Source organism: Sphingobium sp. TomTYG75, from assembly GCF_054771635.1.
On sequence record NZ_BSRE01000002.1, the window covers coordinates 566,615 to 591,152 of the forward strand.

General features: G+C 63.4%; 23 protein-coding genes. 12 read left to right on the forward strand and 11 right to left on the reverse strand.

The features are described from left to right. The first annotated feature begins 11 nt into the window (after positions 1-11). Complete coding sequence (locus ACYU81_RS16225; protein ID WP_460988656.1) at positions 12-797, forward strand: sugar phosphate isomerase/epimerase family protein; 786 nt, start codon at positions 12-14, stop codon at positions 795-797. Between the two features lie 208 nt (positions 798-1,005). On the opposite strand, the gene ACYU81_RS16230 is transcribed toward ACYU81_RS16225, so the two are convergent. The 5 genes from ACYU81_RS16230 to ACYU81_RS16250 all read right to left on the reverse strand — a co-directional run bounded on the left by ACYU81_RS16230 (position 1,006) and on the right by ACYU81_RS16250 (position 6,705). Further along, complete coding sequence (locus ACYU81_RS16230) at positions 1,006-2,148, reverse strand: LLM class flavin-dependent oxidoreductase (RefSeq protein WP_460988658.1); 1,143 nt, start codon at positions 2,146-2,148, stop codon at positions 1,006-1,008. A gap of 74 nt (positions 2,149-2,222) precedes the next feature. Next, positions 2,223-3,296, reverse strand: a complete 1,074-nt coding sequence (locus ACYU81_RS16235) for a helix-turn-helix transcriptional regulator (protein WP_460988660.1) — start codon at positions 3,294-3,296, stop codon at positions 2,223-2,225. Between the two features lie 59 nt (positions 3,297-3,355). Beyond that, positions 3,356-5,617: a TonB-dependent receptor gene (locus tag ACYU81_RS16240; RefSeq protein ID WP_460988662.1), complete on the reverse strand. Its 2,262-nt coding sequence runs from the start codon at positions 5,615-5,617 to the stop codon at positions 3,356-3,358. A gap of 114 nt (positions 5,618-5,731) precedes the next feature. Continuing rightward, positions 5,732-6,160 (reverse strand): nuclear transport factor 2 family protein, encoded by a 429-nt coding sequence (locus ACYU81_RS16245; protein WP_460988664.1) that lies wholly within the window; start codon positions 6,158-6,160, stop codon positions 5,732-5,734. Positions 6,161-6,174: 14 nt separating this feature from the next. After that, the gene (locus ACYU81_RS16250; protein WP_460988666.1) at positions 6,175-6,705 is read right to left on the reverse strand and encodes a nuclear transport factor 2 family protein; all 531 of its coding nucleotides are present in this window, start codon (positions 6,703-6,705) and stop codon (positions 6,175-6,177) included. A gap of 178 nt (positions 6,706-6,883) precedes the next feature. Here ACYU81_RS16250 and ACYU81_RS16255 point away from each other — a divergent pair, with 178 nt between their 5' ends. Then, positions 6,884-7,657 carry an SDR family oxidoreductase gene (locus ACYU81_RS16255; protein ID WP_460988668.1) on the forward strand — a complete coding sequence of 258 codons (774 nt, stop codon included), beginning with the start codon at positions 6,884-6,886 and terminating at the stop codon, positions 7,655-7,657. A gap of 42 nt (positions 7,658-7,699) precedes the next feature. Here the strand turns inward: ACYU81_RS16255 and ACYU81_RS16260 are convergent, their stop codons facing one another. From ACYU81_RS16260 to ACYU81_RS16275, 4 genes are read right to left on the reverse strand one after another with little or no spacing between them, the layout of a single operon-like run. Further along, positions 7,700-8,554 carry an SDR family NAD(P)-dependent oxidoreductase gene (locus tag ACYU81_RS16260; protein WP_460988670.1) on the reverse strand — a complete coding sequence of 285 codons (855 nt, stop codon included), beginning with the start codon at positions 8,552-8,554 and terminating at the stop codon, positions 7,700-7,702. Between the two features lie 27 nt (positions 8,555-8,581). Beyond that, positions 8,582-9,376, reverse strand: coding sequence for a glucose 1-dehydrogenase (locus tag ACYU81_RS16265; RefSeq protein ID WP_460988672.1), 795 nt, complete (start codon positions 9,374-9,376; stop codon positions 8,582-8,584). Between the two features lie 28 nt (positions 9,377-9,404). Next, complete coding sequence (locus tag ACYU81_RS16270) at positions 9,405-10,349, reverse strand: SDR family NAD(P)-dependent oxidoreductase (protein ID WP_460988674.1); 945 nt, start codon at positions 10,347-10,349, stop codon at positions 9,405-9,407. 34 nt (positions 10,350-10,383) lie between these two features. Beyond that, positions 10,384-11,976 carry a GMC family oxidoreductase gene (locus tag ACYU81_RS16275; RefSeq protein WP_460988676.1) on the reverse strand — a complete coding sequence of 531 codons (1,593 nt, stop codon included), beginning with the start codon at positions 11,974-11,976 and terminating at the stop codon, positions 10,384-10,386. A 291-nt stretch (positions 11,977-12,267) separates the two neighbouring features. Between ACYU81_RS16275 and ACYU81_RS16280 the strand changes: the two genes are divergently transcribed. The 10 genes from ACYU81_RS16280 (at position 12,268) to ACYU81_RS16325 (ending at position 22,553) form a co-directional block, all read left to right on the forward strand. Further along, positions 12,268-12,786, forward strand: a complete 519-nt coding sequence (locus ACYU81_RS16280; protein WP_449469466.1) for an SRPBCC domain-containing protein — start codon at positions 12,268-12,270, stop codon at positions 12,784-12,786. A gap of 16 nt (positions 12,787-12,802) precedes the next feature. Further along, positions 12,803-13,696: a LysR substrate-binding domain-containing protein gene (locus tag ACYU81_RS16285; RefSeq protein ID WP_460988678.1), complete on the forward strand. Its 894-nt coding sequence runs from the start codon at positions 12,803-12,805 to the stop codon at positions 13,694-13,696. Between the two features lie 134 nt (positions 13,697-13,830). After that, a complete protein-coding gene (locus tag ACYU81_RS16290; RefSeq protein ID WP_460989120.1) occupies positions 13,831-14,808 on the forward strand; it encodes an NADPH:quinone oxidoreductase family protein in 978 nt (325 codons plus the stop codon). A gap of 14 nt (positions 14,809-14,822) precedes the next feature. Next, positions 14,823-16,907 carry a 3-hydroxyacyl-CoA dehydrogenase NAD-binding domain-containing protein gene (locus tag ACYU81_RS16295; protein WP_460988680.1) on the forward strand — a complete coding sequence of 695 codons (2,085 nt, stop codon included), beginning with the start codon at positions 14,823-14,825 and terminating at the stop codon, positions 16,905-16,907. Then, a complete protein-coding gene (locus tag ACYU81_RS16300; RefSeq protein WP_460988682.1) occupies positions 16,904-18,106 on the forward strand; it encodes an acyl-CoA dehydrogenase family protein in 1,203 nt (400 codons plus the stop codon). Before ACYU81_RS16295 ends, ACYU81_RS16300 begins: the two co-directional genes overlap by 4 nt. Beyond that, the gene (locus tag ACYU81_RS16305; RefSeq protein WP_460988683.1) at positions 18,099-19,142 is read left to right on the forward strand and encodes a phosphotransferase family protein; all 1,044 of its coding nucleotides are present in this window, start codon (positions 18,099-18,101) and stop codon (positions 19,140-19,142) included. Before ACYU81_RS16300 ends, ACYU81_RS16305 begins: the two co-directional genes overlap by 8 nt. Then, positions 19,139-20,179: an alpha/beta fold hydrolase gene (locus ACYU81_RS16310; RefSeq protein ID WP_460988685.1), complete on the forward strand. Its 1,041-nt coding sequence runs from the start codon at positions 19,139-19,141 to the stop codon at positions 20,177-20,179. The genes ACYU81_RS16305 and ACYU81_RS16310 overlap by 4 nt, the downstream gene beginning before the upstream one ends. Continuing rightward, entirely contained in the window at positions 20,176-21,003 is an 828-nt protein-coding gene (locus ACYU81_RS16315; protein WP_460988687.1) for a TIM barrel protein, read from the forward strand. Before ACYU81_RS16310 ends, ACYU81_RS16315 begins: the two co-directional genes overlap by 4 nt. Positions 21,004-21,132: 129 nt before the next feature. After that, on the forward strand, positions 21,133-21,339 hold the full coding sequence (locus ACYU81_RS16320) for a ferredoxin (protein WP_460988689.1): 207 nt from the start codon (positions 21,133-21,135) through the stop codon (positions 21,337-21,339). Continuing rightward, positions 21,336-22,553 carry a cytochrome P450 gene (locus tag ACYU81_RS16325; RefSeq protein ID WP_460988691.1) on the forward strand — a complete coding sequence of 406 codons (1,218 nt, stop codon included), beginning with the start codon at positions 21,336-21,338 and terminating at the stop codon, positions 22,551-22,553. Before ACYU81_RS16320 ends, ACYU81_RS16325 begins: the two co-directional genes overlap by 4 nt. Before the next feature lie 40 nt (positions 22,554-22,593). Here the strand turns inward: ACYU81_RS16325 and ACYU81_RS16330 are convergent, their stop codons facing one another. Both ACYU81_RS16330 and ACYU81_RS16335 read right to left on the reverse strand, forming a co-directional pair. Continuing rightward, on the reverse strand, positions 22,594-23,451 hold the full coding sequence (locus ACYU81_RS16330; protein WP_460988693.1) for a helix-turn-helix transcriptional regulator: 858 nt from the start codon (positions 23,449-23,451) through the stop codon (positions 22,594-22,596). Positions 23,452-23,628: 177 nt separating this feature from the next. After that, a complete protein-coding gene (locus ACYU81_RS16335; protein WP_460989121.1) occupies positions 23,629-24,498 on the reverse strand; it encodes a helix-turn-helix domain-containing protein in 870 nt (289 codons plus the stop codon). Between the last annotated feature and the right edge of the window lie 40 nt (positions 24,499-24,538).

The window sequence follows — 24,538 nt, forward strand, 5'->3', positions numbered from 1 at the left end:
GGCGTGTTTTCATGACGCCCCCTGAAAATGGCTTTTGCCTGGACCATCTTTCGCTGGTGAACCTCGACGCCCTTACGGTGATCGAGGCGGCCGCCAGCGCAGGCTTCACCGCCGTCAGCCTGTTCGTGACGCCGATCCCGATCAGCCCGACGCCTGACCTCATTCTGGACAAGAGCGCCCGCAAGGCGGTGATTTCCGCATTGCGCGACACCGGCCTTCGAGCCGGTGTCATCGAGCCTTTCATGCTGGATGCCGATCCTGATTGGGGGCTGCTGGAAAGCAGCGCGGAACTGACCGCCGCGTTGGGCGGGACTGTCAATATATTGGGTCTCGACCCGGATCACGCACGGCTGCGGGAGTCGCTGGCCCGCATGGTGGAGATTTGCCAGCGGGCGGGTGTTCCCGCCATTATCGAACCCTATCCGCTATCCTCGATCCGTTCGCCTTCACAAGCGCTTGAGATCGCCCATTCCCTGGGCGCCGAGGTGGGCCTGTGCATCGACACGCTCCACGTCATCCGCAGCGGCGGAGGCTGGGACGATGTGGCCTGCCTGCCGCCTGAGCGTATCCGCCATGTCCAACTGAACGACGGCCCGATCGAGCCGCCGCATGATCGCGTCAATGAAGCCGTGTTCGACCGCTTGCTGCCCGGCGAAGGTGAATTCGGCCTTGGGGTGCTGCTCCCGCTGCTTCCGGCCCATGCCACCATAGCCGTGGAAGCGCCGTCGCGTGCCTTGGCGACCGGGGATCCGCACGAACGCGCGGCGCGGCTGATGCAAGCGATGGTGGATTTGTAAGCTTCGGGCTAGCCTATCGTCCTATATCAGCACTACAACTACCCCCGTTCGGGCTGAGCTTGTCGAAGCCCTTCTTCTTTAAGAAGTGAAGCCCTTCGACAGGCTCAGGGCGAACGGGGTTGGGTGATGCTCTACAACTGCAACGCAGCGCCACTCAGCCGCTCGCAGCATTCCCGGGCGGAGCGCACTGCCCCGCCCGGACAATCCATCATTCCGCCGCCAGCGTCGCCTGCTCACGGAAATAGGGGATGACCTTCTCGCCGATATTGCGGATGGTCTCCATGATCACTTCATGCGGGATGCCGCCCATCTGGAACATGAAGAGGATTTCGTCGGCGCCCGCATCCTGCAAACGCTTGACCTGCCGGATGCAATCTTCCGGCGTGCCATAGGCGTCCTCGACAACCTCGAAGGATTCGGTGTGGTGGCCACCGATGGTGATCTTCTCTTCCGACAGCCAGGCCACCGTTTCTTCCTTGTGGCGCTGAAGCGCGGCAAGGCTTTCGCTGGCGTCCAGGTCCTCCACATCGGGAGCGGGGCCGCCAGAATACCAGTGGCCCAGCGATTCCACGAAGAAGCGCTGTCCACGAAGCCCGATGCGGCGTGCCTTCTCCCGGTCTTCCAGAACCACGGCGGGGCAAAGCGCCGCGAGATGTTCGGTCGGGCGGTAGCCGACCTGATCCTCGGCCTTCCGGTTCTTGAAAGCCTCACGATAAATGGCGTTCTTCTGCGCAATGTCGCTCGGTCCGGCAAAACCGAGCACCAGTGCGCCGATGCCGCGCGATCCGGCGGTGGTCAGCGTGTCGGCGCGGGTGCAGGCCATGTAGATCGGCGGATGCGGGTCCTGCATCGGGCTGGGGTGGATCGGGCGGAAGGGGATCTTCACGAACTGGCCATCATGTTCGATCTCGCCATGCTTCAGGATCTTGGGGATCAGATACATGCTCTCGTCGATCATCGGCGGCAGGTCTTCGAGATTATAGCCGAAGGTGCCCGCTTCCTGCTGCGTTCCGCCCTTGCCCATGCCGAAATGGACGCGGCCATTCGATAGAATGTCCAGCGTTGCGATGCGTTCAGCGACCTTCACCGGATGGTTCATCGCGGGCGGCAGGCAGACGACGCCATGGCCAATGCCGATGCGCGACGTGCGCCCGGCGAGATAGGCCAGGAAAGTTTCCGGTGCGGACATGTGCGCATATTGCGTCAGTGCGGTATGTTCGACGGCCCAGATCGTGTCGAAGCCCATTTCCTCGGCATGGATGGCTTGCTCGATAATGTCGCGGAACACCTGCTGTTCGTTCTGGCGCGACGTGTCCGCCATCTGCGCTTCGTAAATGATCGAGAATTTCATCATCTTCTCCACAAAACTTTCTTTCGTGGAGACAGGCTATGCCGAGTGCCGTGCCGCTACATCATCCAAATGGATCAGATTTCAGACTCGCTGCCGATGGAACGCAGCAGCGTGACCAGTTCGACCTGCCGATGCGTGTTGGTCTTGGCAAATATCGCGCGCAGATGGGATCGCGTCGTGTTGTAGGCGATGCCCAAAGCATCCGCGGCGTCCGCCAACGTGGCGCCCTGCGCCAGATGAACGGCAAGTCCCGCTTCCGCCCGCGTGAGGTGAAAGCGCTCGCGCAACAGCTCTTCCGATGGACCGGCGGGTCGGCTGGGGTCGGCGATGAACAGGGCGATCCATGCCCCGTCGCCATAGGCGGAGGAAGGGATGGCCCGCGCCCGCGCATGCAGCGGCTGTCCGACGGCAGAGGCGATTTCGAACAGGATTTCCTCGCCCAGTGGCGGCGGGGAGGAAAGGATGCGGTTGATCGCCGCAGCGCTGGAGCCGGTCCTGGCCTCCAGCTTGCCATGCTGCTCGGAAACGATGGTGCCCTCTTCCAGCATATGCGTGGCGAGCGTGTTGCGGCGCAGGATGCGGCCTTCCCGATCAAGGATCAGGGTCGCTACCGCCAAACCAGCCATGGCGCTGCTGAACAGCTGGCTTTCCGCCTGGGTACTTGTGAGCCGCGCGTGAAGATCAAGCGCGATGCGCAGGTGCGGGATCAGCCGTTCGAGCAGTTCCCGTTCGGTATCGCCAAATTGCGCATGGCCTTCGTCCCGCGTCAGGCGCAGCCGGACGGCGATATCAGGCAGACGATGCAGGTCTACGCCCAGAATTTCGCTGCTGCGCGCCACGTCCAGCCAGTCGCGGAAGCGCGCCGGGACATGGCTGACGAAATCACGGAAGGAAACGACTCGTCCCTCGGGCAGGCCGACGAAGGGATCGGCCTGCGAGATGCGCTGATATTCCTGTGTTCGCTCCGGGTCCGCGCCGGGGGTGACATGGGCATCGATTCCGGCACTCCCCCGACCGATCAGCAGCGTGGCGAAGGTCGTGTCGGTGATGGCCGCCAGCGCCCGCAGGAAATCCTCCCACGGCGGGGACCGCGTCAGCCCGCCGTAGAGCGTCTGCAACAGGTCGGCAAAGGCGGTATCATCGCTCATGATTCAGATTTCCGCCTTCAGCCTCGACGATGGCAGCCACCGTCGAGGCCGTACCCGGTTCAGCGTCGCAGGGCCAGCGTCACGCTGTAGCGACGGGGCGGCGAATAATAAGCCTCCGTAAAGCCAAAGCTGGTCGATGCATCATAGCCCGCCGTGATGATACGGCGATCGGTGATGTTATCGACGCCCACGCGCACCGACAGCCCGCTGTCCGCAAAGCGCAGTTCGGCGCTGGCGTTGAGGATCGCATGATCGGGCTGCCGCAGCAGCGGCGTGTTTTCCGCATCGACAAAGACCTGGCTCTTATAGGCTGCGTCCAGCCGCAGCACGCCCTCTACATTGTCGCTGAGCGGCGCTTGATAGACCGCGCTGGCATTGGCGGTGATATCCGGCGCCTGCTTCAGCTTGCGGTTGCTGACGTCGGTCGGCACGCCCCCAATGACTGACACATATTCCAGATATTTGGCATCCAGCAAGCCAAGCGCGCCGGTAACGGTGAAGCGCGGCGACACCTTGAACGCGCCTTCCAGCTCGATGCCCTGAATGCGGGATCGGCCCGCATTTTCGTTGCGGACGACGATCAGGCCGGTCGTCGGGCTGACGGTCGATACCAATATCTGCTGGTCGCGATATTCGTTGCGGAACACGGCAAGGTTGATGGTGGCGATACGGCCGAAGCCTGCCTTCAGCCCCGCTTCGTAGGAGGTCAGATGTTCCGGATCATAGGAACCGATTTCCTCGAGCGAGGTAGGCCGCCCGTTGAACCCGCCCGACCGGAAGCCCCGCGAATAGGACACATAGGTCATCAGGTTCGGTCGGAACTTGTAGGAAAGCGAGGCGCGGGGCGTAAAGGCATCCCAGCTTTTTTCCAGCGTATAGCTGGGCGTCCCCGCCAGCAGCGGCTCGCCCGAATAAATGCGCATGGCCGACTGGAAGAACTTCTTCTTCTCCCAGGTATAACGGGCGCCCAATTCCAGCGAGAGGCCGTCGGTCAGCTCATAATTGCCGTTGGCGAACAGGGCGAGATTGTCGGTGCGCTGCCGGTTGCGGAAATCGATGTTGAAGTCGAACGCGGAAGCGGGGACGGGGCCGTCAGGCGTGGGGAAGGGATCAAGCCCCGCCGCCACCAACGCGTCAAACAGTCCATCCGCGACGATCAGCCGCGTATTGTCCCGCGTCTTTTCACGATAGGCGAATGCGCCCAGCAACAATGTGCCGCGGCCGCCTAGATCGAGCGACAGCTGCAATTCCTGGCTGATCTGCCTCGCCCGCTCGTCATGAATGTCCCCGGCATAATTGACCGTCGAGGACGCATCGCCATCGCGGCCGAACAGCGCATCGACATAGCGATAGGCGGTGATCGACTTCAACGTCGCCCCGCCCAGATCCTTGGTCAGGGTCAGCGATGCGTTCACCGCGTCGGTCTGATCCTTGTTCAGTTCTGAGTTGCTGTCGGTACGGTCGATGTCGCCCGGCACGGTGCAGCAGGGCGCAAGGAAGGTTGATTGCAGGATGGAAAAGAAGGTCGGCGTGAAGGCGATCATGCTATGCGGCGCGCTGTGCTGCCGCCGGTGCAGACCATCGACCTGCAACACTGCGTCCAGCCCTTCGCCGTCATAATGCAGCGCCAGCTTCCCCGCCACCACATTGCGGTTGCCCAGATTGTCGCCGGAGGGGATTTTCTGCCACCCCTCGCCAAACTCGCCCAGCGCCGCGACGCCCAGCGACCAACTGTCCGACAGCGGCGTTTCGGCATAGACGCGCCCGCGCACCGTGTTGAACGACCCGTATCGCAGGTCGGCTTCGATCTTCTGTTCCCGGCCCGGCACCGCCGACACGATGTTGATCGCGCCGCCCACCGTATTCTTGCCGAACAGCGTACCCTGCGGCCCGCGCAGCACTTCGATGCGGTCGATGCCCAGCAATTCGGTCGTCGCGCCAAATGTGCGGGCGACATAGACGCCATCGATATAGACGCCGACCGCAGGATCGGACGTGATGATGAAGTCATTTTCGCCGACGCCCCGGATGAAGGGCGCGATGCCACCGCTATTGCCGCCCTGGCCGGGCGTGAACTGGATATTGGGCGCGATCTGGCTGATCTGCGTCACATTGTCGAGGCCCCGGCTGTTCAGAGCCGAAGCATCGACCGCGCTCACCGCGATCGGCACATCCTGCAACCGTTCTTCGCGGCGGCGGGCCGTGACGACAATGTCACTGTCGCTGGCGGCGTCTGCTCCCGCCGCTGCCGTTTGCGACAGCGCAGCCCCCGGTGCGGCCAAAGCGATCAACGATACGATCGGATATAGCGTCTTGCGCATGCTTTCCTCCCCAAAAAAAGCGTCATTCTGTTATTGCGGCCGACTATAACGCCGCCCGCCTTATTCTCTAGCAGGCCGCCGCAAAAATGCCGCATCTGTTGCATCCGTGCATCATTAAGATGCTACGGCACCTACCCAGGCTCGTTTCTGTGTTCGGCGGGCGAAGCACCATCCCGTGTCGGTTCGCGCGAGTTCGTCCTCATACCAAAGGCCGACATGATTGTGCTGCTCGCCTCCGTTGGGTCCTTTGGATGACATGACAACATGAGCGGCGGAGCGCACGGTCGCCCTGTCTCCATCAAGATCGCACATGACGCTGGTCGTCGAATGATAAGTGCCCGCCAACCCCTCCACCACGGGCTGGAGAAACGCGATCAGCATATCGGCATCGCCACGCGGGCCGCCGAAAGCGGTGAAATCGACCCGCGCATCGTCGGCGAACAATGCGCGCAGGTCGGTCCACCGATGTTGGTCGATGGCGTGGCAATATCTGGCCAGCAGGTCATGAATGGCCAGCCGGTCAGAAACCTCCTGCCCGTCCATATGCGTGCTCCCCCTCAGGCCGCCCACTCGATCAAATGGCTGATGTCGCTGCGTTCTTCCGGCTTGCGGCCAGCGGTGGCAAGGTGGTGCGAGGTGATTTGCGCGTCGGCGGCCAGCGGGCGGATCATCTCGAACACGCGATCATATTCGGTGCGTGCGATCTTCCATACGCCATCTTCGCGCCGATAGACGTCGCGGTAAATGGCGCTGCCGATGGTGTGGCTGCTGCGCTCCACGTCGATGAAGATATCCTCCAGATACCAGATCCCTTCGGCATCATTTTCGCCCGTCAGGGTAATTTCGGGCATATGGCCGTGATGCATGGCAACCGCGCCGGAATGGAAGCTGTTCGCCAGAAACTCCAGCATATTGTCGCGGCCCGCCAGCCGGACGCGATAGGTGCCGCCACGATAATCGACGGTCAGGTCTTCCGTGAACAGGGTGCCGAGCAGCGTCAGATCGGCCGTGTCGATTGCCCGGAAATAACGATGCTTGAGGGTCCGGATATCTTCCAGATCGCTGAGCTGCTGCACAGTGTAAGCCATCAAACCTCTCCATATGTGACGCGATACGCGATTATTATGCGTCCCCTATACCTGATATGCGTAACAATCTGCAATGACCACTGCATTATGTCTGGCGAAGGATGGTGCAGATTGAGTATGGGGTCTATCCATGCGATGCGCCCGCTGCGCATTTCTCGAAAAAGGAAAGGATAAGGCCGTGGGCGAAACGGGAGTTGGCAAGGTTGCGATCGTCACAGGCGGCACGCGCGGTATCGGCGCGGCGATTGTCCGGCGTTTACTGGCTGAAGGCTATGCAGTAGCGACCTGCGGCCGCACCGCACCGGATGAGCCGATCGGGGCCGATGGGAAAACGGCGGAATTCGCATCCTGCGACATTCGCGATCCTGCGGCGGTGTCGGACTGGATTGCCCAGCTTGTCGCGCGCCATGGCCGCATCGACCTTGTCGTCAACAATGCGGGCGGATCACCGCAGGCCGACGCCGCGACGGCCAGCCCGCGCTTTTCCGAACGCATCCTGCAACTCAATCTGCTCGCGCCGCTGCATGTCGCGCAAGCCGCCTATCCGCATCTGAAGGCCGTGGGCGGATCGATCGTCAACATCGCCAGCGTCTCCGGCGCACGTCCCTCGCCCGACACGGCGATCTATGGCGCCGCCAAGGCTGGCCTGCTCAGCCTCACCACCAGCCTGGCGCAGGAATGGGGGCCGGATGTGCGGGTCAACGCGATCATCGTCGGCTTGATCGAGACCGAGACGGCTGAAATGACCTATGGCACGCAGGCGGCGCAGGATCGGATCGCGTCATCGATTCCGCTGAAGCGCATGGGCCGGGGCAGCGACATCGCCGAAGCGGTGGTGTTCCTGGGTTCGCCAGCCGCCGCCTATGTCAGCGGCGCGCGCCTTGAAGTCCATGGCGGCGGTGAACGGCCGCTGTTCCTGGAAATCGTCAAGGAAGAGGCCGCGAAGGCCTGACAGGGAAGGGCCGGGCGAGCCTGAACCCGCCCGGCCTTTGCTTCAGATACCCAGCAGCGCGCGCTGCTGCTCGCCCAGTTCCGGATTGCTCTGTTCCTGGAAGAAGGCAATGCGGCCAGCGACCGCCTGCTCGGTCATTTCCGGCTGGCTCGAAATCCAGAATTTGCGCGCGGCAAGACCCTCTACAAAGACGCGGCAGCCTTCGTCCAGATCCATGCCGTAATTGGCCATCATATGGGCCATCGTCGCACGGTGCCCCGCAGCGCTCTCCGGCTCGCCAACGCCTGCATCGGCGTCAAAGATGCTGGTCTTCAGCATGCCCGGAATGATCGAGCAGACGTTGATCGGCGCCTTGGCGACCTGCATCTCCAGATAGAGGCATTCGCTGAACGACTGGATGGCGTGCTTGCTCATGATATAGGCCGCCTGCGTCGGCATCTGGCCGAAGGAACCGATGGAGGCGAGGTTCGCGATCCATGCTTCCTGACCCACGCGCAGCATGTGCGGAACGAATGCGCGGACGCCATGCACGACGCCATGGATGTTGACGTTCAGCGTCGTTTCCCAACGCGCCGTGGGGATTTCCCAGACATTGCCGATGGTTTCGATGCCCGCATTATTGATCAGCAGGCGAACCGCGCCATGCCGGTCGAACACATCCTGCGCCAGCGCATCGAGCGCTTCGGGCTTTGACACGTCAAGCTGGATCGCCTCCGCCTTGCCGCCCGCCGCGATGATCTCGGCGGCGACCTTGTCGGCGCGGCCCTTGTCGATGTCGGTGACGACGACGGTCATGCCGATCTGGCCGCAGCGGCGGGCAAAGCCCATGCCGATGCCAGCGCCCGCGCCGGTGATGACGGCGACGCCGCCCGAAAAGACCTTTTCTTCTTCAGTCATGTTCAAGTTTCTCCGAGAGGGAAGGAATTACATCGAGGTCAGCGAAGCCGGCGCCGCGGGCAGATAATGGTGGTAATAGCCAGCCGCCCAGCCGCCATCGACCGCAAGTTCAGCGCCACAGATGTAACTGGCCTCGTCCGAACAGAGGAACAGGCTGGCAGCGGCGATTTCCTCGGGCTCGCCAATCCGCTGCAATGGTACGCGCTCATAGCCTGCATTCTTCGCTTCACCTTCCAGCGCCTGCGGGTTGCCCATGGCCGTGTTGACGCCGCCGGGGTGAACCGAATTGACGCGCACGCCCTGATGGCCAAATTCCAGCGCCGCGCTCTTGGTAAAGCCGCGGACCGCCCATTTGGAGCTGCTGTAAAGCGAAACAGAATTGACGCCGCGAAGGCCGTCCACCGACGATATGTTGACGATGGACCCGCGCTTCGCCGCACACATCTTGGCCCCGACATGCTTCAGCCCCAGCATCGTGCCCTTGACGTTGATGCCCAGAACGCGGTCGATATCTGCGACGCTCAGCTCGGTGATCGGGCCGAAAGCCACGACGGCCGCATTGTTGACCAGCGCATCGATCCGGCCATGACGGGCGATCACGGCATCGACCAGCGCGGTCCAGCTGGCTTCGTCCGACACGTCCAGCCGCTGGAACATCGCGGCATCGCCAATGTCAGCCGCCAGCGCCTGACCTTCAGCCTCCAGCACGTCGGCGATGACCACCTTCGCGCCTTCGCGCGCGAACAGGCGGATCGTCGCTTCGCCCATGCCACGCGCACCGCCGGTGACGATGGCGACCTTGTCTTGCAACCTGCCAGTCATGATTCCTGCTCTTCCTTGCTGATCAAACTTATTGAATAAAGGCCTTGAACGCGTCCCAGGGCACGTCCGAGGTGTAGAGGGCGGCTTCGTCCATCGACCCAGCCGGAATATGGAAACCGCTCGTGTCCATCACTGTATCGAATTGTGCAAGCGCCGTTTCGGGGGTCCAGTCCTTGTCGGTCGCCCGATAGCCGCGAGTGACGCCCGCGAACACCCTTGTATAGCCGCCACCGCCAGCCGTGAACATCTCGCCATTGCACGGTGCGCTGTCATGGGCCAGCATCGCTACGACCGGCGCAACCGCCCGCGCGGGGAAGTCTCGCTCCATCAGGCCGTGGATTTCCGGTCCCATCAGCTGCGTCATCCGGCTGCCCGCGATCGGCATGACGGCATTGATCTTGACGTCCTTGCCCTGCGCCTGCGTCGCGGCGGCGAGGCCACGCGTCATGGCCCATACCGCGCCTTTGGCGGCGGGATAGGGCACCGCGCTGCCCATGCCGAACCATGATCCGGACGAGATGTTGACGATGCGGCCGAAATTACGCTCCAGCATGCCGTTCCATACCGCGCGGCACAGGTAAAAGGTGCCGCTGGCCGACACGGCCATGTCCTTGTCCCACTGCTCATCGGTCACCGTCGACAATGTACCCGACGCACTGACGATGCCCGCATTGTTGACCAATATGTCGACGCGGCCCCATCGCGTCAGCGCGTCCTGCACGATCGCTTCTGCACCCGCCGATGTCGCGACACTGTCGCCATTGGCCTCTGCAATGCCGCCAGCGTCGCGGATTTCGCGGGCAGCAGCGTCGGCATAGCCCTGATCCTTGCCCTCGCCTTGAAAAGTGCCGCCAAGATCGTTGACCAGCACCTTGGCCCCGCGCGCGGCGAGCAGGGCGGCATAGGCCTTGCCCAAGCCACCTCCCGCACCCGTGACGATCGCCACCTTATCGTCGAAACGCAGTTCAGACATCGGCCTCTCCTTTATCTTCCCGATCGCAAGGGCGTCAGGCTTTCAAGATCATGTCGGCGGCCTTTTCGGCCACCATCATGGTCGGGACATTGGTGTTGCCGCCGGGCACGCGCGGCATGACCGATGCATCGACGACGCGCAGCCCCGCCACTCCGTGGACACGCAGTTGGGGATCGACGACCGCCATCGGATCATGTCCCATGCGGCAGGTGCCCACGGCGTGAATGTCGGAAATGGCGGTCTCGCGCAGATAGGCGTCCAGTTCATCATCCGACTGGATATTTGCGCCCGGCGCCAGTTCCTCGCCCCGGAAAGGATCGAAGGGAGCCTGCGCGAAAATGTTGCGCACCGCACGGATCGCTGCGCGGCCCATCGCCATGTCGTTGGCGGTCGACAGGATGTTGGGATCGATCGACAGCGGCGCGGACGCATCTGCTCCCGTCAGCTTTATCTCGCCCACGCTTTCCGGGTTCAGCAGGTCGATATGCGCGAAATAGCCATGATCCATGATCAGCTTGCGCCCCATCGCTTCGTAAAGGGCCATGGCGAAATGCACCTTCACATCGGGATATTCCGCGCCCGGCATGGTCTTCAGATAAGCACCGATCTCCGCCGGAGGGCTCGCCAGCGGCCCCTTGCGGAACAGCAGGAAGTTCGCGACCGCCTTGGCCGCGACAACCGGGTGGAAGACGTTGAACAGCGATACGGGCTGCGTGCAATATTGCTTCACGCTGACCGCCACATGATCGCGGTAGTTCTGGCCGACGCCCGGCAGGTCATGCACCACCTGCACCCCCGTCTGGCGCAGATGATCCGCTGGCCCGATCCCCGACAGCATCAGGATCCAGGGCGAATGGATGGCGCCTGCCGACAGGATGACCTCACGCGTCGCGTTCGCCTGTTCAAGCTGTCCCGCTCGCCGCCAGCTGACGCCGGTCGCGCGCCCGTCCTCCACGATCACCCGCTCGACATTGGCGCCGGTAATGACGCGCAGGTTCGGCCGCTTGCGCGCAGGCGTCAGATAAGCGCGCGCCGCGCTCCATCGCCGCCCGGCCGACGCGGTGACATCGGCGGGCACCACGCCCTCGCGCTGCGATCCGCTGGGATCGTCATTATAGGGGACGCCCGCCGCGATCGAGGCATCGCGGAACGCTTTGGCGAGTGGATTGTGGATGCCCGGTCGCGAAACCAGCACCGGCCCGCCCCGGCCATGATAGCCTTCCTCGCCGCCGGGCTGGAAATCCTCCAGCTTCTTGAAATAGGGGAGCACATCGTCATAGCTCCACCCTTCGTTTCCCAGCTGGCGCCAGCCATCATAGTCCGCCGCCGCGCCCCGGTCATAGACCATGCCGTTGATGGAGGATGACCCGCCCAGCACCTTGCCGCGCGGCGTGTACATCTGCCGCCCGCTAGCGTTCACCTGCGGCACGCTGACATGCATCCACTGGAACATGCCGCGATACATGATCGGCAGCAGCCCGCCCGGCGCATGGATGAAGACGCTGTTATCCTTGCCCCCGGCCTCCAGCAGCAGCACGCGGTTGCGCGGATTTTCCGACAGGCGCCCGGCTAGTGCGCATCCCGCCGACCCGCCGCCCGCGATGATGAAGTCGTAACTATCGGCCATTATCTCTCCCGCGCGTCATGCTGACGTCTGTTGTGCCGTGCGATGCCGACGCCGCAGGGACTCGGCCGAATATGCCGGTGCAAGCGGGGTCGCATATGATGTCTTGCGTGCTGAATTGGTCAATATGATACGCAGGTCAAGCCGGATTTGCCCGGCTGCCCGCCATTGACCCGCGAACTACCGCTGCTATTGTCTACGCAAACAAACGCGCCATTCAGCGGAATCGGCGGCATTCGCGTCGCCAAAATGCGGTACCACGCTTGCCGGTTTGCACATATCAAGGAGAATAGGATGTCCACCGAAACCCTGACCGCTGATCGCTTCGATCCCTTCAAACTCTATGATCCCGAGACGCTGGTCGCATCCGACCCCATCGAAATCGACGCGCCCGCAATGGTGGTGTGGAAAATCCTGACCGATATGTCGCGTTATGGCGAATGGAATCCCTTCTGCGTCTGGGCGGAATCCACGCTGGAGATGGGCGCGCCGGTTCACATGCGACTCGTCAACTATGCCAATCCCGGCTCGCTGGCGCCCAATTGCGAATATGTCTGCGCGTTCGAACCGGGCCGCCTCCTATCCTGGGAACTGAAGGATAGTGAAGCCTGGCCCTATCCCGCCCGCCGCGACCAGATCATCGAAGAACTTGGGGCCGAAAAGTGCCGCTATCAATCGACCGACGCCTTCACCGGCCCGAACGGCATCCATGTCATGCGTTTCTGCGGCCCATGGGTAACGCGCGCCTTCAACGACTCGGCCAAGGCGCTCAAGGCCCGCGCCGAGGCGATGCACCGCGGCGAAATAAGCTGATCACCGCTGCCAAGGGGTGAGGATAACCCTCCGCCAGATCGCGGTATTCGAAGCCGTCGCCCGCACCGGCAGCGTGGCGGGCGCGGCTGACGAGATAGGCCTCAGCCCCTCGGCGGCGAGCATGTCGCTCAAGGATTTGGAAACCCATCTGGGCGTGCAGCTGTTCGCCCGCTCCGGCCGCCGGATGCTGCTGACCGACCGGGGCCGGCCGATGCTGGAAATGGCGCGCGCCATATTGGTGCAGGTCGCGGACCTTGAATCCCTGTCCCTACCCGAAGAAGTGCGGGGGCGGCTGCGCATCGGCGCGGCGGTCCCGGTGGGCGACTATGTGCTGCCCGGCCTGTGCGCCGCCTTCATGAGCCTGCACCCCGGCGTCCGCGTGGAAATGCGCATCATGCCGTCTCATGAAGTGATGGAAGGCGTGCGCAACATGGCGCTGGATGTCGGCTTCGTCGGCGCGCCGGTCAACAGCAGCTATCTGGAGGCGGAGCCATGGCTGCGCGACCGGCTGGTCGTATGCGCCGCCCCCGACCACCCCCTCGCCGGGCGTCCCACGGTGCCGCTCGCGGACCTTGGCGACCAGCCATGGGCGCTGGAAAAGACGCTCTCGAGCGAACGCATCTCCTTCACGGTTGAGACGCTCAAATCCATGAACTCGCTCAACATCGTGTTCGAAGGCGAAAGCGTCGAAGCGATCAAGCGTATCGTTCGCGACGGCGCGGTACTCGCCTGCCTGTCCAGCCTGACGGTTGCAGACGAATTGGCGCGCGGCGAACTGGTCGAACTGGCCGTCCCTGAACTGCACTTCACCCGCATCATAAGCCTCGTGAATCGCCGCGACACCCAGCAACCTCAAGCCTGCCGCGCCTTTCACGAATTTGCCCGCCAGTGGGGCGAATCAGGAAAATAGCTTCTCCAGCCGCCGATCCATCAGTTTTTCTGATGCCATGCGTCGGAATTACGAATTGGTAGCATCGCCTCCAAAGGCCTAAATCAGGTCTCACACGCCCGGTAGGTGTGTTCAAGGAGAGTGATGTGAAAGCCATGATCTGCACCGCGTTCGCGCCGGTCGAAGAGTTGCGACATGGCGATTTCCCCGAGCCTCAAGCAGGGGCGGGGGAAGTGGTGATCGACGTGGCGGCCGCCGGGGTAAACTATCCCGACGTGCTGATCGTGCAGGGCAAATATCAAACCAAACCAGCCCTGCCGTTCGTCCCCGGCAGTGAAGCAGCGGGGCGCATCGCCGCCGTTGGGCCTGACGTTACAGGCTTCACTCCCGGAGACCGCGTCATCGCCTTCACCGGCAGCGGAGCCTTCGCCGAGCAGGTGCGCGTCCCCGCGACGCAGGTCTGGCCGGTGCCCGATGGCGTCGATCTGGAAGTCGCGGCGGGCATCTCCATCACCTATGGCACCTCCTATCATGCGCTGAAGGACCGTGCCCAGTTGAAGCCCGGCGAAACGCTGCTGGTGCTGGGCGCAGGCGGTGGCGTCGGCCTCACCGCCGTGGAACTCGGCAAGCATATGGGCGCGCGCGTCATCGCCGCCGCCTCCAGCCCCGAAAAGCTGGCGCTGGCGAAGGCGCAGGGCGCTGACGAACTCATCGACTATGCGCAAGAGGATTTGCGCGAACGCATCAAGCAGCTGACCGACGGAAAAGGTGTCGATGTCGTCTATGACCCGGTCGGCGGCCCCATGAATCTGACTGCGGTGAAAAGCCTCGCCTGGGGTGGCCGCCTGCTCGTCATCGGCTTTGCCGGGGGCGAGATCCCCTCCATCCCCGCCAATCTGCTGCTGCTGAAAAGCGCGTCGGCCGTCGGCGTCCTCTGGGGCAACAGCGTGCGCGCCGACCCCATCGCGCAAGGCGCCAACATGCGCCAGTTGCTCGACTGGTTGGCGGACGGTTCGCTAAAGCCCGTCATCGACACGCGCTTTGCCCTGCCCGACGCAGTGGCCGCGCTCCAGCATCTCGAAAAGCGCAAGGTGAAGGGCAAGGTGCTCCTGACCCTCCAGCCCGCATCCTGAACAGGAAATCCCTCATGTCGCAAACAGTCAGCTTCCACACCCACGGCGCGATCGCCGAAGCGGTGATCGACAATCCCCCGGTCAACGCCACCTCCGCCAGCGTGCGGCAGGGTCTTGCCGAAGCCATCCGCAAGCTGGAGTCCGATCCCGCCCTCCACGCGCTCGTCATCCGTTGCGAAGGCAAGACCTTCATCGCGGGCGCGGATATCAAGGAATTTGGCAAGCCCATGGCCGATCCGGGCCTGCCATTGGTCATGGAAATGATGGACCATTCGACCAAGCCTATCATCGCCGCCGTCCACGGCACGGTCCTCGGCGGTGGTCTGGAAGTCGCGCTCGCCTGCCATTACCGCATCGCCGCGCCGGGCACGAAATTCGGTTTCCCCGAAGTGAAGCTCGGCCTGATGCCCGGCGGTGGCGGCACGCAGCGCACGCCCCGCCTTGCTGGCCTCGCCACCGCAATCAAGCTGGTGACCGAAGGCAACCAGATCGGCACGGATGATGCGCTGAAGTCCAACCTCATCGACGCCGTAGCGACAGGCGGCGATCTCGCCGCCGAAGCACGCAGCTTTGCCGAAAAGCTGGTCGCGGAAGGGAAGGGGCCGCGCAGCTCCTCCACCCTGCCCATGCCCGCCGACGACCCGGCTCTGTTCGAAGAAGCCCGCAAAACCGTCGCCAAGAAGATGCGCGGCCAGACCGCTCCGCTTCGTGCGCTGGAAGCCATGCGCCTCGGTTATGAACTGCCCTTCGATGAGGCGGTACGCCAGGAACTCGCAATCTTCCGCGAATGCATGAACGGCTCGCAGTCCAAAGCGCTGCGCCACCTCTTCGCCGCCGAACGCGAAGTCGCGCGCATCCCCGGCCTCGCGCCCGACACCCTGACTCGCAACATCGAGCGGGTGGGCGTCATCGGCCTCGGCGTCATGGGACGCGGCATCGTCATGGCGGTCGTCAGCGTCGGCATCCCCGTCATCGCCGTCGGCCTCGACCAACCGAACATCGACGCCGCGATGAGAGCCATCACCAAAATGTGGTCCTCCTCCGTCGCCAAGGGCAGCATGTCGCAAGAGACGATGGACAAGCGCCTCGCGCTCATCACCACCAGTGGCGATCCCCGCGACCTGTCGCCCACGCAATTGGTGATTGAGGCTGTGACCGAGGATCTGGAGACCAAAAAGGCCGTCTTCGCGAAATTGGGTGAGGTGACGCCCGCCGGAACCATCCTCGCCTCCAACACCAGCTTCCTCAATATCGACACGCTGGCCGAGGCGTCAGGCCGCCCCGAAGATGTCTGCGGCATGCACTTCTTCAACCCCGCCAATGTCATGCGCCTGCTGGAAAATGTCCGCGCGGCAAAGACCGACCCCGAAGTGGTCGCGACCATCATGGCGCTCGGCAAGCGCATCGGCAAATTGCCGGTCCTGTCGGGCGTATGCGACGGATTCATCGTCAACCGCATGCTCTCCAAGCGGTCGCGCGAGGGCTTCTTCCTTGTCGAGGAGGGCGCGAAGCCCGCCGCCATCGACAAGGTGCTGCTATCCTACGGCTTCCCCATGGGGCCTTTCGCGCTGGGCGATCTCGCCGGGCTGGACGTGCAGGCCGCCGCCCGCAAGGCCCGCGCCGCCACCGCAACCGAGCGCGAACTGCGCGCCGACTTCCCCGAACAGATGGTCGCCGCCGGAAGGCTCGGCCAAAAGACCGGCTCCGGCTGGTACAGCTATGACGAAAGCCGCAAGGCCAGCGCCAACCCGCTGACCGAAGAGATGATCGCAGCCCACGCTGAACGCCACGGCCTCAAACTCCGCGAAATCGGAGAGGACGAAATCCGCGAACGCCTGCTCTATGCGATGGTCAATGAAGGCGCCAAACTGCTGAGCGAAGGCATCGTGCCGCGCCCCCATGAAATCGACGTCGCCTTGGTGAACGGCCTCGGCTGGCCCAGCTATACCGGCGGTCCCATGCATTGGGCGGACCAAATCGGCCTCGACAAGCTGCTGGCGACGATCGAGAAATTCCGCGCAGAACAGGGCGACGCCTATTGGACCCCCGCGCCGTTGCTCGTCCAATATGCGCGCGAGGGCAGGGGCTTTTACGCATGAGCTACGATCCCAACGCCAAAACCACCGATCTGCTGGCCCGGCTGCGCGCCTTCATGGACGCGCACATCTATCCCAATGAAAAAGCCTATTATGAGGAGGTCGCGACCGGCGACCGCTGGGCGCATGTCACCCTGATCGACAGGCTGAAGCCTTTGGCGAAAGAGGCGGGCCTTTGGAACCTCTTCCTCCCCGAAAGCACCCATGGCGCTGGCCTGACGAACCTCGAATACGCCCCGTTGTGCGAGGAAATGGGCCGCGTCCACTGGTGCCCCGCCGTGTTCAACTGCGCCGCGCCCGACACCGGCAATATGGAAACGATCGAACGCTTCGGCACGGCCGAGCATAAGGCTCGCTGGCTGGAACCCATGCTGGCGGGGGAGATGCGATCCGCCTTCGCCATGACCGAGCCACAGGTGGCCTCCTCCGATGCGACCAACATCGAAAGCTCAATTGTCCGCGACGGCGACGATTATGTCATCAACGGCCGCAAATGGTGGATTTCCGGCATGGGCGAAGCGGACTGCGCCCTCATGATCTTCATGGGCAAGACCGATCCCACCGCGCCCAAGCACAAGCAGCAGTCGATGATCCTCGTGCCCCGCGACACGCCCGGCATCACCGTCCTGCGTCCCATGACCGTGCTCGGCTATGACGACGCGCCGCATGGCCACATGGAAATCTTGTTCGAAAATGTCCGCGTGCCCGCCTCCAACATGCTGCTGGGCGAAGGGCGCGGCTTCGAGATCGCGCAGGCGCGCCTCGGCCCCGGCCGCATCCATCATTGCATGCGCATGATCGGCATGGCCGAACGCGCGCTCGAAGCCATGTGCCGCCGCGTGAAGTCGCGCGTCGCCTTCGGCAAGCCGCTCGCCGAACAGGGCGTCATCATCGAACGCATCGCCAATTCGCGCATCATGATCGATCAGGCGCGCCTCCTCACCCTCCACGCCGCCCACCGCATGGATACGGTCGGCAACAAGGTGGCAAAGGCCGACATTGCGATGATCAAGGTCGCCGCCCCCAACATGGCCTGCCAGGTCATCGACTGGGCGATACAGGCCCATGGCGCGGCGGGCATCAGCCAGGATTTCTTCCTCGCCAACTACTATGCCCACGCCCGTAAGATCCGCTTCGCCGACGGCCCGGACGAGGTGCACCGCCACCAGCTCGGCCGCCTCGAACTCGCCAAATATGACTGACATCCGCACGCTCGACACCAGCCGCCTCGGCCCATGGCTCCACGCCCATGTGTCGGGCGCGGACGGCGAGATCGGCGCGGAAAAATTCGCAGGCGGCCAGTCAAACCCCACCTATCTCCTGTCGGTAAACGGCCAACCCCGCTTCGTCCTGCGCCGCAAGCCCGACGGCGTCCTGCTCCCCTCCGCCCACGCGATCGAGCGCGAATATCGCGTCACCGACGCGCTGAAGGACAGCGCCGTCCCCGTCGCCCGCCCGCTCGCTCTGTGTGAAGACGCTAGCATAGTCGGCACGCCCTTCTTCATCATGGACTATGCGAAGGGCCGCAACTTCTGGGACGCCCGCCTTCCAGACCTCACACCCGCCGACCGCGCCGCCATCTATGACGAGATGAACCGCGTCCTCGCCGCCCTCCACGCCATCGACCCGGCGCAGGTCGGCCTCACCGACTATGGCAAACCCGGCAATTATTTCGCCCGCCAAGTCGCCCGCTGGACCAAACAATATCGCGCCACGCAAACACAGCAGCTCGACGCGATGGAGCAGCTAATCGACTGGCTCCCCGCCAACGACCCCGGCGTCGAAGCCAGCCGCATCGTCCACGGCGACTATCGCAACGACAATATGATCTTCGCCGCTGACGAGCCGCGCATCATCGCCGTCCTCGACTGGGAGCTATCCACGCTAGGCCATCCCCTCGCCGACCTCGCCCAGCATCTGATGGCATGGCGCGTGCCCAAGGAAGGCTATCGCGGCCTGTCCGACGCAGACCTCCCCGCGCTCGGCATCCCATCCGAAGCCGACTATCTCCAACGCTATGCAGAGCGCAGCGGCGCGCAGGCCGTCGACCCGGCCCATTGGCGCTATGCCCTCGCCTTCGCCATGTTCCGCAACGCCGCCATCCGTCAGGGCGTCTATCACCGCGCGATCAGCGGCAATGCATCCAGCGAAGCGGCCGCCATCCACGGCGCCCGTGCCGGAGAAATAGCAAGCCTCGCATGGCGGATCGCCCGCGGGGAAGAGGATGCCCATCTATGACAGAGAAACTAATCGACGTAGGCGGCTACCACCTCCGCGCCGTGGAGCAGGGGGAGGGGCCTCTCGTCCTCATGATCCACGGCTTCCCCGGCCTCGCATGGTCATGGCGACACCAGATGGAGCCGCTTGCCCAAGCGGGCTTCCGCGCCGTCGCCATCGACAGCCTCGGCTATGGCGGCAGCGACCGCCCCACCGATCCCGCCGCCTATGATGCCGACCATATGCAGGCCTATCTCATCGCCCTGCTCGATCATTATGAGGCGGACAAGGCAGTGATCGTCGGCCAGGATTTCGGCGCACAATATGCCTGGAACCTCGCCGTCCGCGCGCCCGAAAGAGTGGCGGGCCTCATCGCCACCATCCCCTATGACTATGACATGGCCGGACGCGCCATGTTGGGCAGCGCCCCACGCCTCCCAGCGGATGCGCCCGCCCAGCCAGAAGCATCCTCGCCCGATCGCCTCCCCAGCGAACGCTTCGCCGCCATGGCCGCCGAGCATTTCGTCCACTTCCACTATTTCATGGAAGCAGGCCCCGCCGAACGCGAACTCGCCGACCGAGCCCCCGACTTCCTCGCCCGCCTCTTCTACGCCCTCTCATCAAAGGGCGATCTCTGGAGCTGGAAAACGGTCTCATCGGTAGGCAGCGGTTATCTAGACGTCCTGCCACCCGCGCCGCCGCTCCCCTGGCCCTGGCTCTCCCAGGCAGAGTTCGACCGCTTCGTCAGCGAATATGTCGATGCCGCCCCGATGCTGCGCTTCATCGGCGGCCTCAACAGCTACCGCACCGCCGACGCAAACTGGCGCATCGGCGAAAAATGGGCCGACCATGATGTCGAAACGCCCACCCTGTTCCTCTATGGCGAAAAAGACCCGTCCTTCGGCTTCTTCACCGATTGGGAAGAGCGGATGCGCCAGCGAGTCCCCGGCCTCCGCGACATCATAGCCATCCCGGAAGCAGGCCATTTCGTGCAGCAGGAACAGCCCGCCGCCTTCAACAAGGCGCTAATCGACTTCGCCCGCTCGGTGACCCAATGACCGGCCGCTGGCCCATCGGCGGCCATCTCGGCCTCAGCTCCCCCGACCGCCCGATGCTCGCGCATCTCGCCCGCTCTACAAACTCGCTCGACCAGATCGACGCGCTCGCCGACCATGGCTTTCGCGGCGTGCAAGACCTGTTCATGATGCTGCGGCCCGAGGCTGAACAAGTCGCGATGGCCGACCGGATGGCGAGCCGCGAACTTGTCCTGTCCAGCTTCAGCGACCTCAAATATTGGAACCAGCCGGTCTGGAGCGCCGAAGATGAAGCAGGCCTCGAACATCTGCGCAGCAGCGTGGACCTCAGCATCGAAATCGCCACCCGCTTCAACGGCGGCAGCGTCGTCTGCGTGGCTGGCCTCGACAACCATCGCCCCCGCAAGGCGCAACTCGATGCCATGACGGAAAATCTAAAGCGCCGTGCCCACGCTGCAGCCCGCAGCGGACTCACCTTGCTCGTTGAACCCATCGCCCCCAGCCGCATCCCCGGCCTCCTGCTCGACCAGCTGGAGGATGCGGCGGAGATGGTCCGCGCCGTCGCAATGCCCTCGGTCCGCCTGCTGTTCGACACCGGCCATGTCGCGATGATGGGCCATGACGTGCCTTCCTCCTTCGCCTCCTGCGCCAAGGAGATCGGCCTTATCCAGTTCGCCGACGTGCCCAATCGCGTCGACCCAGGCCTCGGAGAACTGGACTGGCCCGCGATCCTCCAAGCCATTGGCGGCTATGAAGGTATGATCGAACTTGAGTTCGAACCCGCCGACCCGACCGCGACCGGCGAAACCCAGATGCTCGACCGCCTGAAAGCGCTCGGCATCTTCTGACCGGCAGCCCAAAGCCAGTACCAATGTCCTGATCTGCTCCTGATGACGCATTTTGCTCCTTCCCGGCAATAGGCCACCGATCACCGATTTGGTAAAAGGCGGCAACGAAGATCAGGAGAGTCTGCCTCGATGAGAGTGGTTGCCAATCTTGCCCAATGTCAGGGGCACGCCCGATGCGAAGACCTGTGCCCGGAGGTGTTTTCCACCGACGCGGTGGAGGGTAAAGTCGTCATAGAACAACCCGAATTTCCCCCGGAGCTTGAGGAAAAAGTCCGGCTAGCCGTGCGTAATTGCCCTGAAGGCGCGCTCCGCATCGCAAAGGGACCGGCGGCATGACCGTCACTTATTTCCCCGCCGCGCCAACCCATGTCCCCGAAGACCTGATCCGCGACTTCGACTTTTTCGACATGCCCGCCGACGTGTCCGATCCGGTGCAGATCTGGCATGGCCTTATCCAAAAGGGTGCGCCGCCCATCTTCTACACGCCGCGCAATGGTGGGCACTGGGTATTCCTGCGCTACGCCGACATTGCCGAAGCCTATCGCAATCACGAGATTTTCTCGACGCACAAGGCGCAGATCCCGCCGCTCGAACCCTATCCAATTCTTCAGCCCAACGGCGTCGATCCGCCACAACATGACGTATTCCGCAAATTGCTGGCCCCCATGTTCACGCCGCTTGCCGTCCGCCGTATGACTGACGGACTGCAAAGCCGCGCCGAAAGGCTCATCTCAGGCTTCGCTGGGAACGGTGGCTGCGACTTCGTCAAGGATTATGCAGCCAAATTCCCGACCGGCACTTTCCTTGAGCTGTTCGGCCTGCCCGAAGAGCGCCTGCCCGAGTTCCTGCGCATCTCCGACACCTTCTTCCGCAGCACCGACCCGGATATTCGCGCCGCAAACCTGCTGGAAATCTATGACGTGCTGGAAGAACTCTTCCGAGAGAAGGAGCGCAATCCGGGCACGGATATCGCCTCTACCGTCGTGCAGTCGCGCGACGCGGACGGCAATCCCTTCCCTTGGCAAGACATCATCAATTGCGGCTTCCTGCTCTTCGTCGCGGGGCTCGACACGGTCACCAACACCATGACCTATGTCTGGCGCTATCTCGCGACATCACCGGACGCGCGGCAGAAATTCCGCGACCGGCTGGATGATCCATCAGCCTTCCTCCTCGCGATCGAGGAACTGATGCGGATCAACGCGGTCTCCAACATTTACCGCCGCGTCACCCACGATTGCGAGTATAAGGGCGTGCAGTTCCGCCGTAACGATCGGGTTGTCCTGCCCAACACAGTGGCCAATCGCGACCCGCGCACGTTCAGCGACCCGCAGACCATCGACCTCGATCGCAAGGTCAATAACCATGTCACCTTCGGCCTCGGGCCGCACCGCTGCATCGGGTCGCACCTCGCCAAGCGGGAAATCATGATCTCGCTACAGGAATGGCTGCGGCAAATTCCCGAATTCGAACTGGACCCGGATCAGGACGCCGAATCCGTCTTCGGCGGCCCGGTCATGGGCTTTACCTCGCTCAAACTGCGCTGGTGAGGAAGGGCGCGGAGGGCTGCGCATCAGCCCTCCGCGCCCCTCAATCCATCAAAGCCGCCGACCGCTGCCGATATTCGCGCGGCGACAATCCCGTCGCCCGCCGAAACGCCCGCGCAAAGCTATTCCCGTGCGAAAATCCGGCTTGCTCCGCGACCTGCTTCATCGGCACATCACCACGCGCCAGCAGCAGCTTCGACTGCTCGATACGATAGGTTTCAATATAGTCCGAAATGGTCTTGCCGGTCAGCGCCAGGAATTGCCGATGCAAATGCCGGGTACTGATCCCGCACAGCGCCGCAAGTTCGGCAACGCCGGGCATGGGCGCACCCGCCTCGATCCGCTCGCGAATACGGCGGAACTGCCATGGGGCAAGGCGGCTCGCCGTCGCAGCACTCGCGGCCTGTTGGAACACCCGGCCCAGTTCCACCCGCACCAGCTGGAAAAACGCCTCCATCGCCTCGGCTGATCGATCCAGCGGATTGATCAACTCCCGATGCGCCAGCCGCATCAGGCTACGCAGCGCGTCGTTACGGATGTTCAGCAGCCCTTGCAGGAATGGCAGCGAAGGTTCGCCCGAGCCGATAATCGCCGCGCCATGCGGCTCATCGAAAACGCACCGGATCACGCGGATTTGCCTCCCTTCCGATCGTCCGCCGATCGCGATGCCCGGATGACGGACGAACAGCGCCCCCATGAAGCAGCGACGCTCGGGATCAATGTCCGGGAAATAGGCTGAAGCATCCGCCGCCATCGGGGGGAGCGACATTTCCAGCATCAACTGCTGCTCGGTCCGCTCGAAACTGACGATATCGGGCCAATGCCATTCCACCAGTTCGAACCGCCCGCCCGAAACAGGGCAGGATTCGATGATCGTGGCGGTGAAGTCGATCTCGCTCATTGATCTTGGTCCTTAGAACGTCTCTTTCCCGGTTTGAACCATCCGTTCAAGACCACTTTTCCTCCGTTCGCCCTGAGCTTGTCGAAGGGCTCTACTTCTTCATAGGCTTCACGTCAGAGGGGAAGTGAAGGGCTTCGAATAGCTCAGCCCGAACGGAGGTAGGTTATATCCCTCCCCTCACCGCATCAACACCCGCCAGGCCCCAGGCGGCCGCCCAGTCTCGCGCCTGAAGGCAGCGCAAAAAGACGGCGCCCCCGCATAGCCCAACGCCCGCGCAACCTCCTCAATCGACCCCTTATCCTCCGTCAGCATCGCCTTCGCCCGATCGATCCTCCGCCGCCGGATCGCCGCACCCGGACTGATGCCCGTCGTCTGATGAAAGCAGCGGATGAAATGATCCCGGCTGATCCCGCACCGCTCCGCCATCGCATCGATCGACGGTGCATCACCAGGCGCATCGATCATCGCCAGCGCCACCCGCAACGCCCGCGCGGAAAGCCCGCCGCGCCGCCGCCCCGCGCGCTCCGCCGCTTGAGCGAGAAACCGCCGCAAATCGAGCAGGATCAGCGACACCAGAGCCTCTCCAATATCCGCGCTGTCACTTCCGGGATGCTCGACCTCTGCCGCCAGCCGCAGCATCGCCTCCTCAATGGGCGGCGCATGCATGTCGAAACAGGCGCTCAGCGTCGCATCGTCAAAACCGATCCCCGCCAGCGCTGGCGCTATCCGCCGATCCTCAAAGCGAATGCGGAGGGTATCGAACGCGCCCTGCGCGACATGAAACTCCATCGGCACCCCAGCCGGCCGCAGCGCCAGCGCCCCCATGCGCGCGAACGGACGGCGCGGATCACCCGCCTTCCGCCCCTCCGACCCAGTCAGCAGCCGCGAAAGGCCCAGCATCAAAACCGACTGCGGCTCGACCATCTGCACCGTCTCTTCCCGGACTTCCGGGAAGGCGCAAATCTCGACCACCGCGCCATCGAGCCCAAGCGACCGCCGCACAATGTCGGCGCTCCGCCGCGCCTGCCGGATCGATATGGCATCCATCACAGCCACTTATCACAAAGCGCCAAAAATTACGAGATAA

What these genes read in the sequence shown, in the direction of transcription:
- ACYU81_RS16225 (WP_460988656.1), top strand. Translation starts at nt 12, where the DNA reads ATGACGCCCCCTGAAAATGGCTTTTGCCTGGACCATCTTTCGCTGGTG.
- ACYU81_RS16230 (WP_460988658.1), bottom strand. Translation starts at nt 2,148, where the DNA reads ATGAAATTCTCGATCATTTACGAAGCGCAGATGGCGGACACGTCGCGC.
- ACYU81_RS16235 (WP_460988660.1), bottom strand. Translation starts at nt 3,296, where the DNA reads ATGAGCGATGATACCGCCTTTGCCGACCTGTTGCAGACGCTCTACGGC.
- ACYU81_RS16240 (WP_460988662.1), bottom strand. Translation starts at nt 5,617, where the DNA reads ATGCGCAAGACGCTATATCCGATCGTATCGTTGATCGCTTTGGCCGCA.
- ACYU81_RS16245 (WP_460988664.1), bottom strand. Translation starts at nt 6,160, where the DNA reads ATGGACGGGCAGGAGGTTTCTGACCGGCTGGCCATTCATGACCTGCTG.
- ACYU81_RS16250 (WP_460988666.1), bottom strand. Translation starts at nt 6,705, where the DNA reads ATGGCTTACACTGTGCAGCAGCTCAGCGATCTGGAAGATATCCGGACC.
- ACYU81_RS16260 (WP_460988670.1), bottom strand. Translation starts at nt 8,554, where the DNA reads ATGACTGAAGAAGAAAAGGTCTTTTCGGGCGGCGTCGCCGTCATCACC.
- ACYU81_RS16265 (WP_460988672.1), bottom strand. Translation starts at nt 9,376, where the DNA reads ATGACTGGCAGGTTGCAAGACAAGGTCGCCATCGTCACCGGCGGTGCG.
- ACYU81_RS16270 (WP_460988674.1), bottom strand. Translation starts at nt 10,349, where the DNA reads ATGTCTGAACTGCGTTTCGACGATAAGGTGGCGATCGTCACGGGTGCG.
- ACYU81_RS16275 (WP_460988676.1), bottom strand. Translation starts at nt 11,976, where the DNA reads ATGGCCGATAGTTACGACTTCATCATCGCGGGCGGCGGGTCGGCGGGA.
- ACYU81_RS16280 (WP_449469466.1), top strand. Translation starts at nt 12,268, where the DNA reads ATGTCCACCGAAACCCTGACCGCTGATCGCTTCGATCCCTTCAAACTC.
- ACYU81_RS16290 (WP_460989120.1), top strand. Translation starts at nt 13,831, where the DNA reads ATGATCTGCACCGCGTTCGCGCCGGTCGAAGAGTTGCGACATGGCGAT.
- ACYU81_RS16295 (WP_460988680.1), top strand. Translation starts at nt 14,823, where the DNA reads ATGTCGCAAACAGTCAGCTTCCACACCCACGGCGCGATCGCCGAAGCG.
- ACYU81_RS16300 (WP_460988682.1), top strand. Translation starts at nt 16,904, where the DNA reads ATGAGCTACGATCCCAACGCCAAAACCACCGATCTGCTGGCCCGGCTG.
- ACYU81_RS16305 (WP_460988683.1), top strand. Translation starts at nt 18,099, where the DNA reads ATGACTGACATCCGCACGCTCGACACCAGCCGCCTCGGCCCATGGCTC.
- ACYU81_RS16310 (WP_460988685.1), top strand. Translation starts at nt 19,139, where the DNA reads ATGACAGAGAAACTAATCGACGTAGGCGGCTACCACCTCCGCGCCGTG.
- ACYU81_RS16315 (WP_460988687.1), top strand. Translation starts at nt 20,176, where the DNA reads ATGACCGGCCGCTGGCCCATCGGCGGCCATCTCGGCCTCAGCTCCCCC.
- ACYU81_RS16320 (WP_460988689.1), top strand. Translation starts at nt 21,133, where the DNA reads ATGAGAGTGGTTGCCAATCTTGCCCAATGTCAGGGGCACGCCCGATGC.
- ACYU81_RS16325 (WP_460988691.1), top strand. Translation starts at nt 21,336, where the DNA reads ATGACCGTCACTTATTTCCCCGCCGCGCCAACCCATGTCCCCGAAGAC.
- ACYU81_RS16330 (WP_460988693.1), bottom strand. Translation starts at nt 23,451, where the DNA reads ATGAGCGAGATCGACTTCACCGCCACGATCATCGAATCCTGCCCTGTT.
- ACYU81_RS16335 (WP_460989121.1), bottom strand. Translation starts at nt 24,498, where the DNA reads ATGGATGCCATATCGATCCGGCAGGCGCGGCGGAGCGCCGACATTGTG.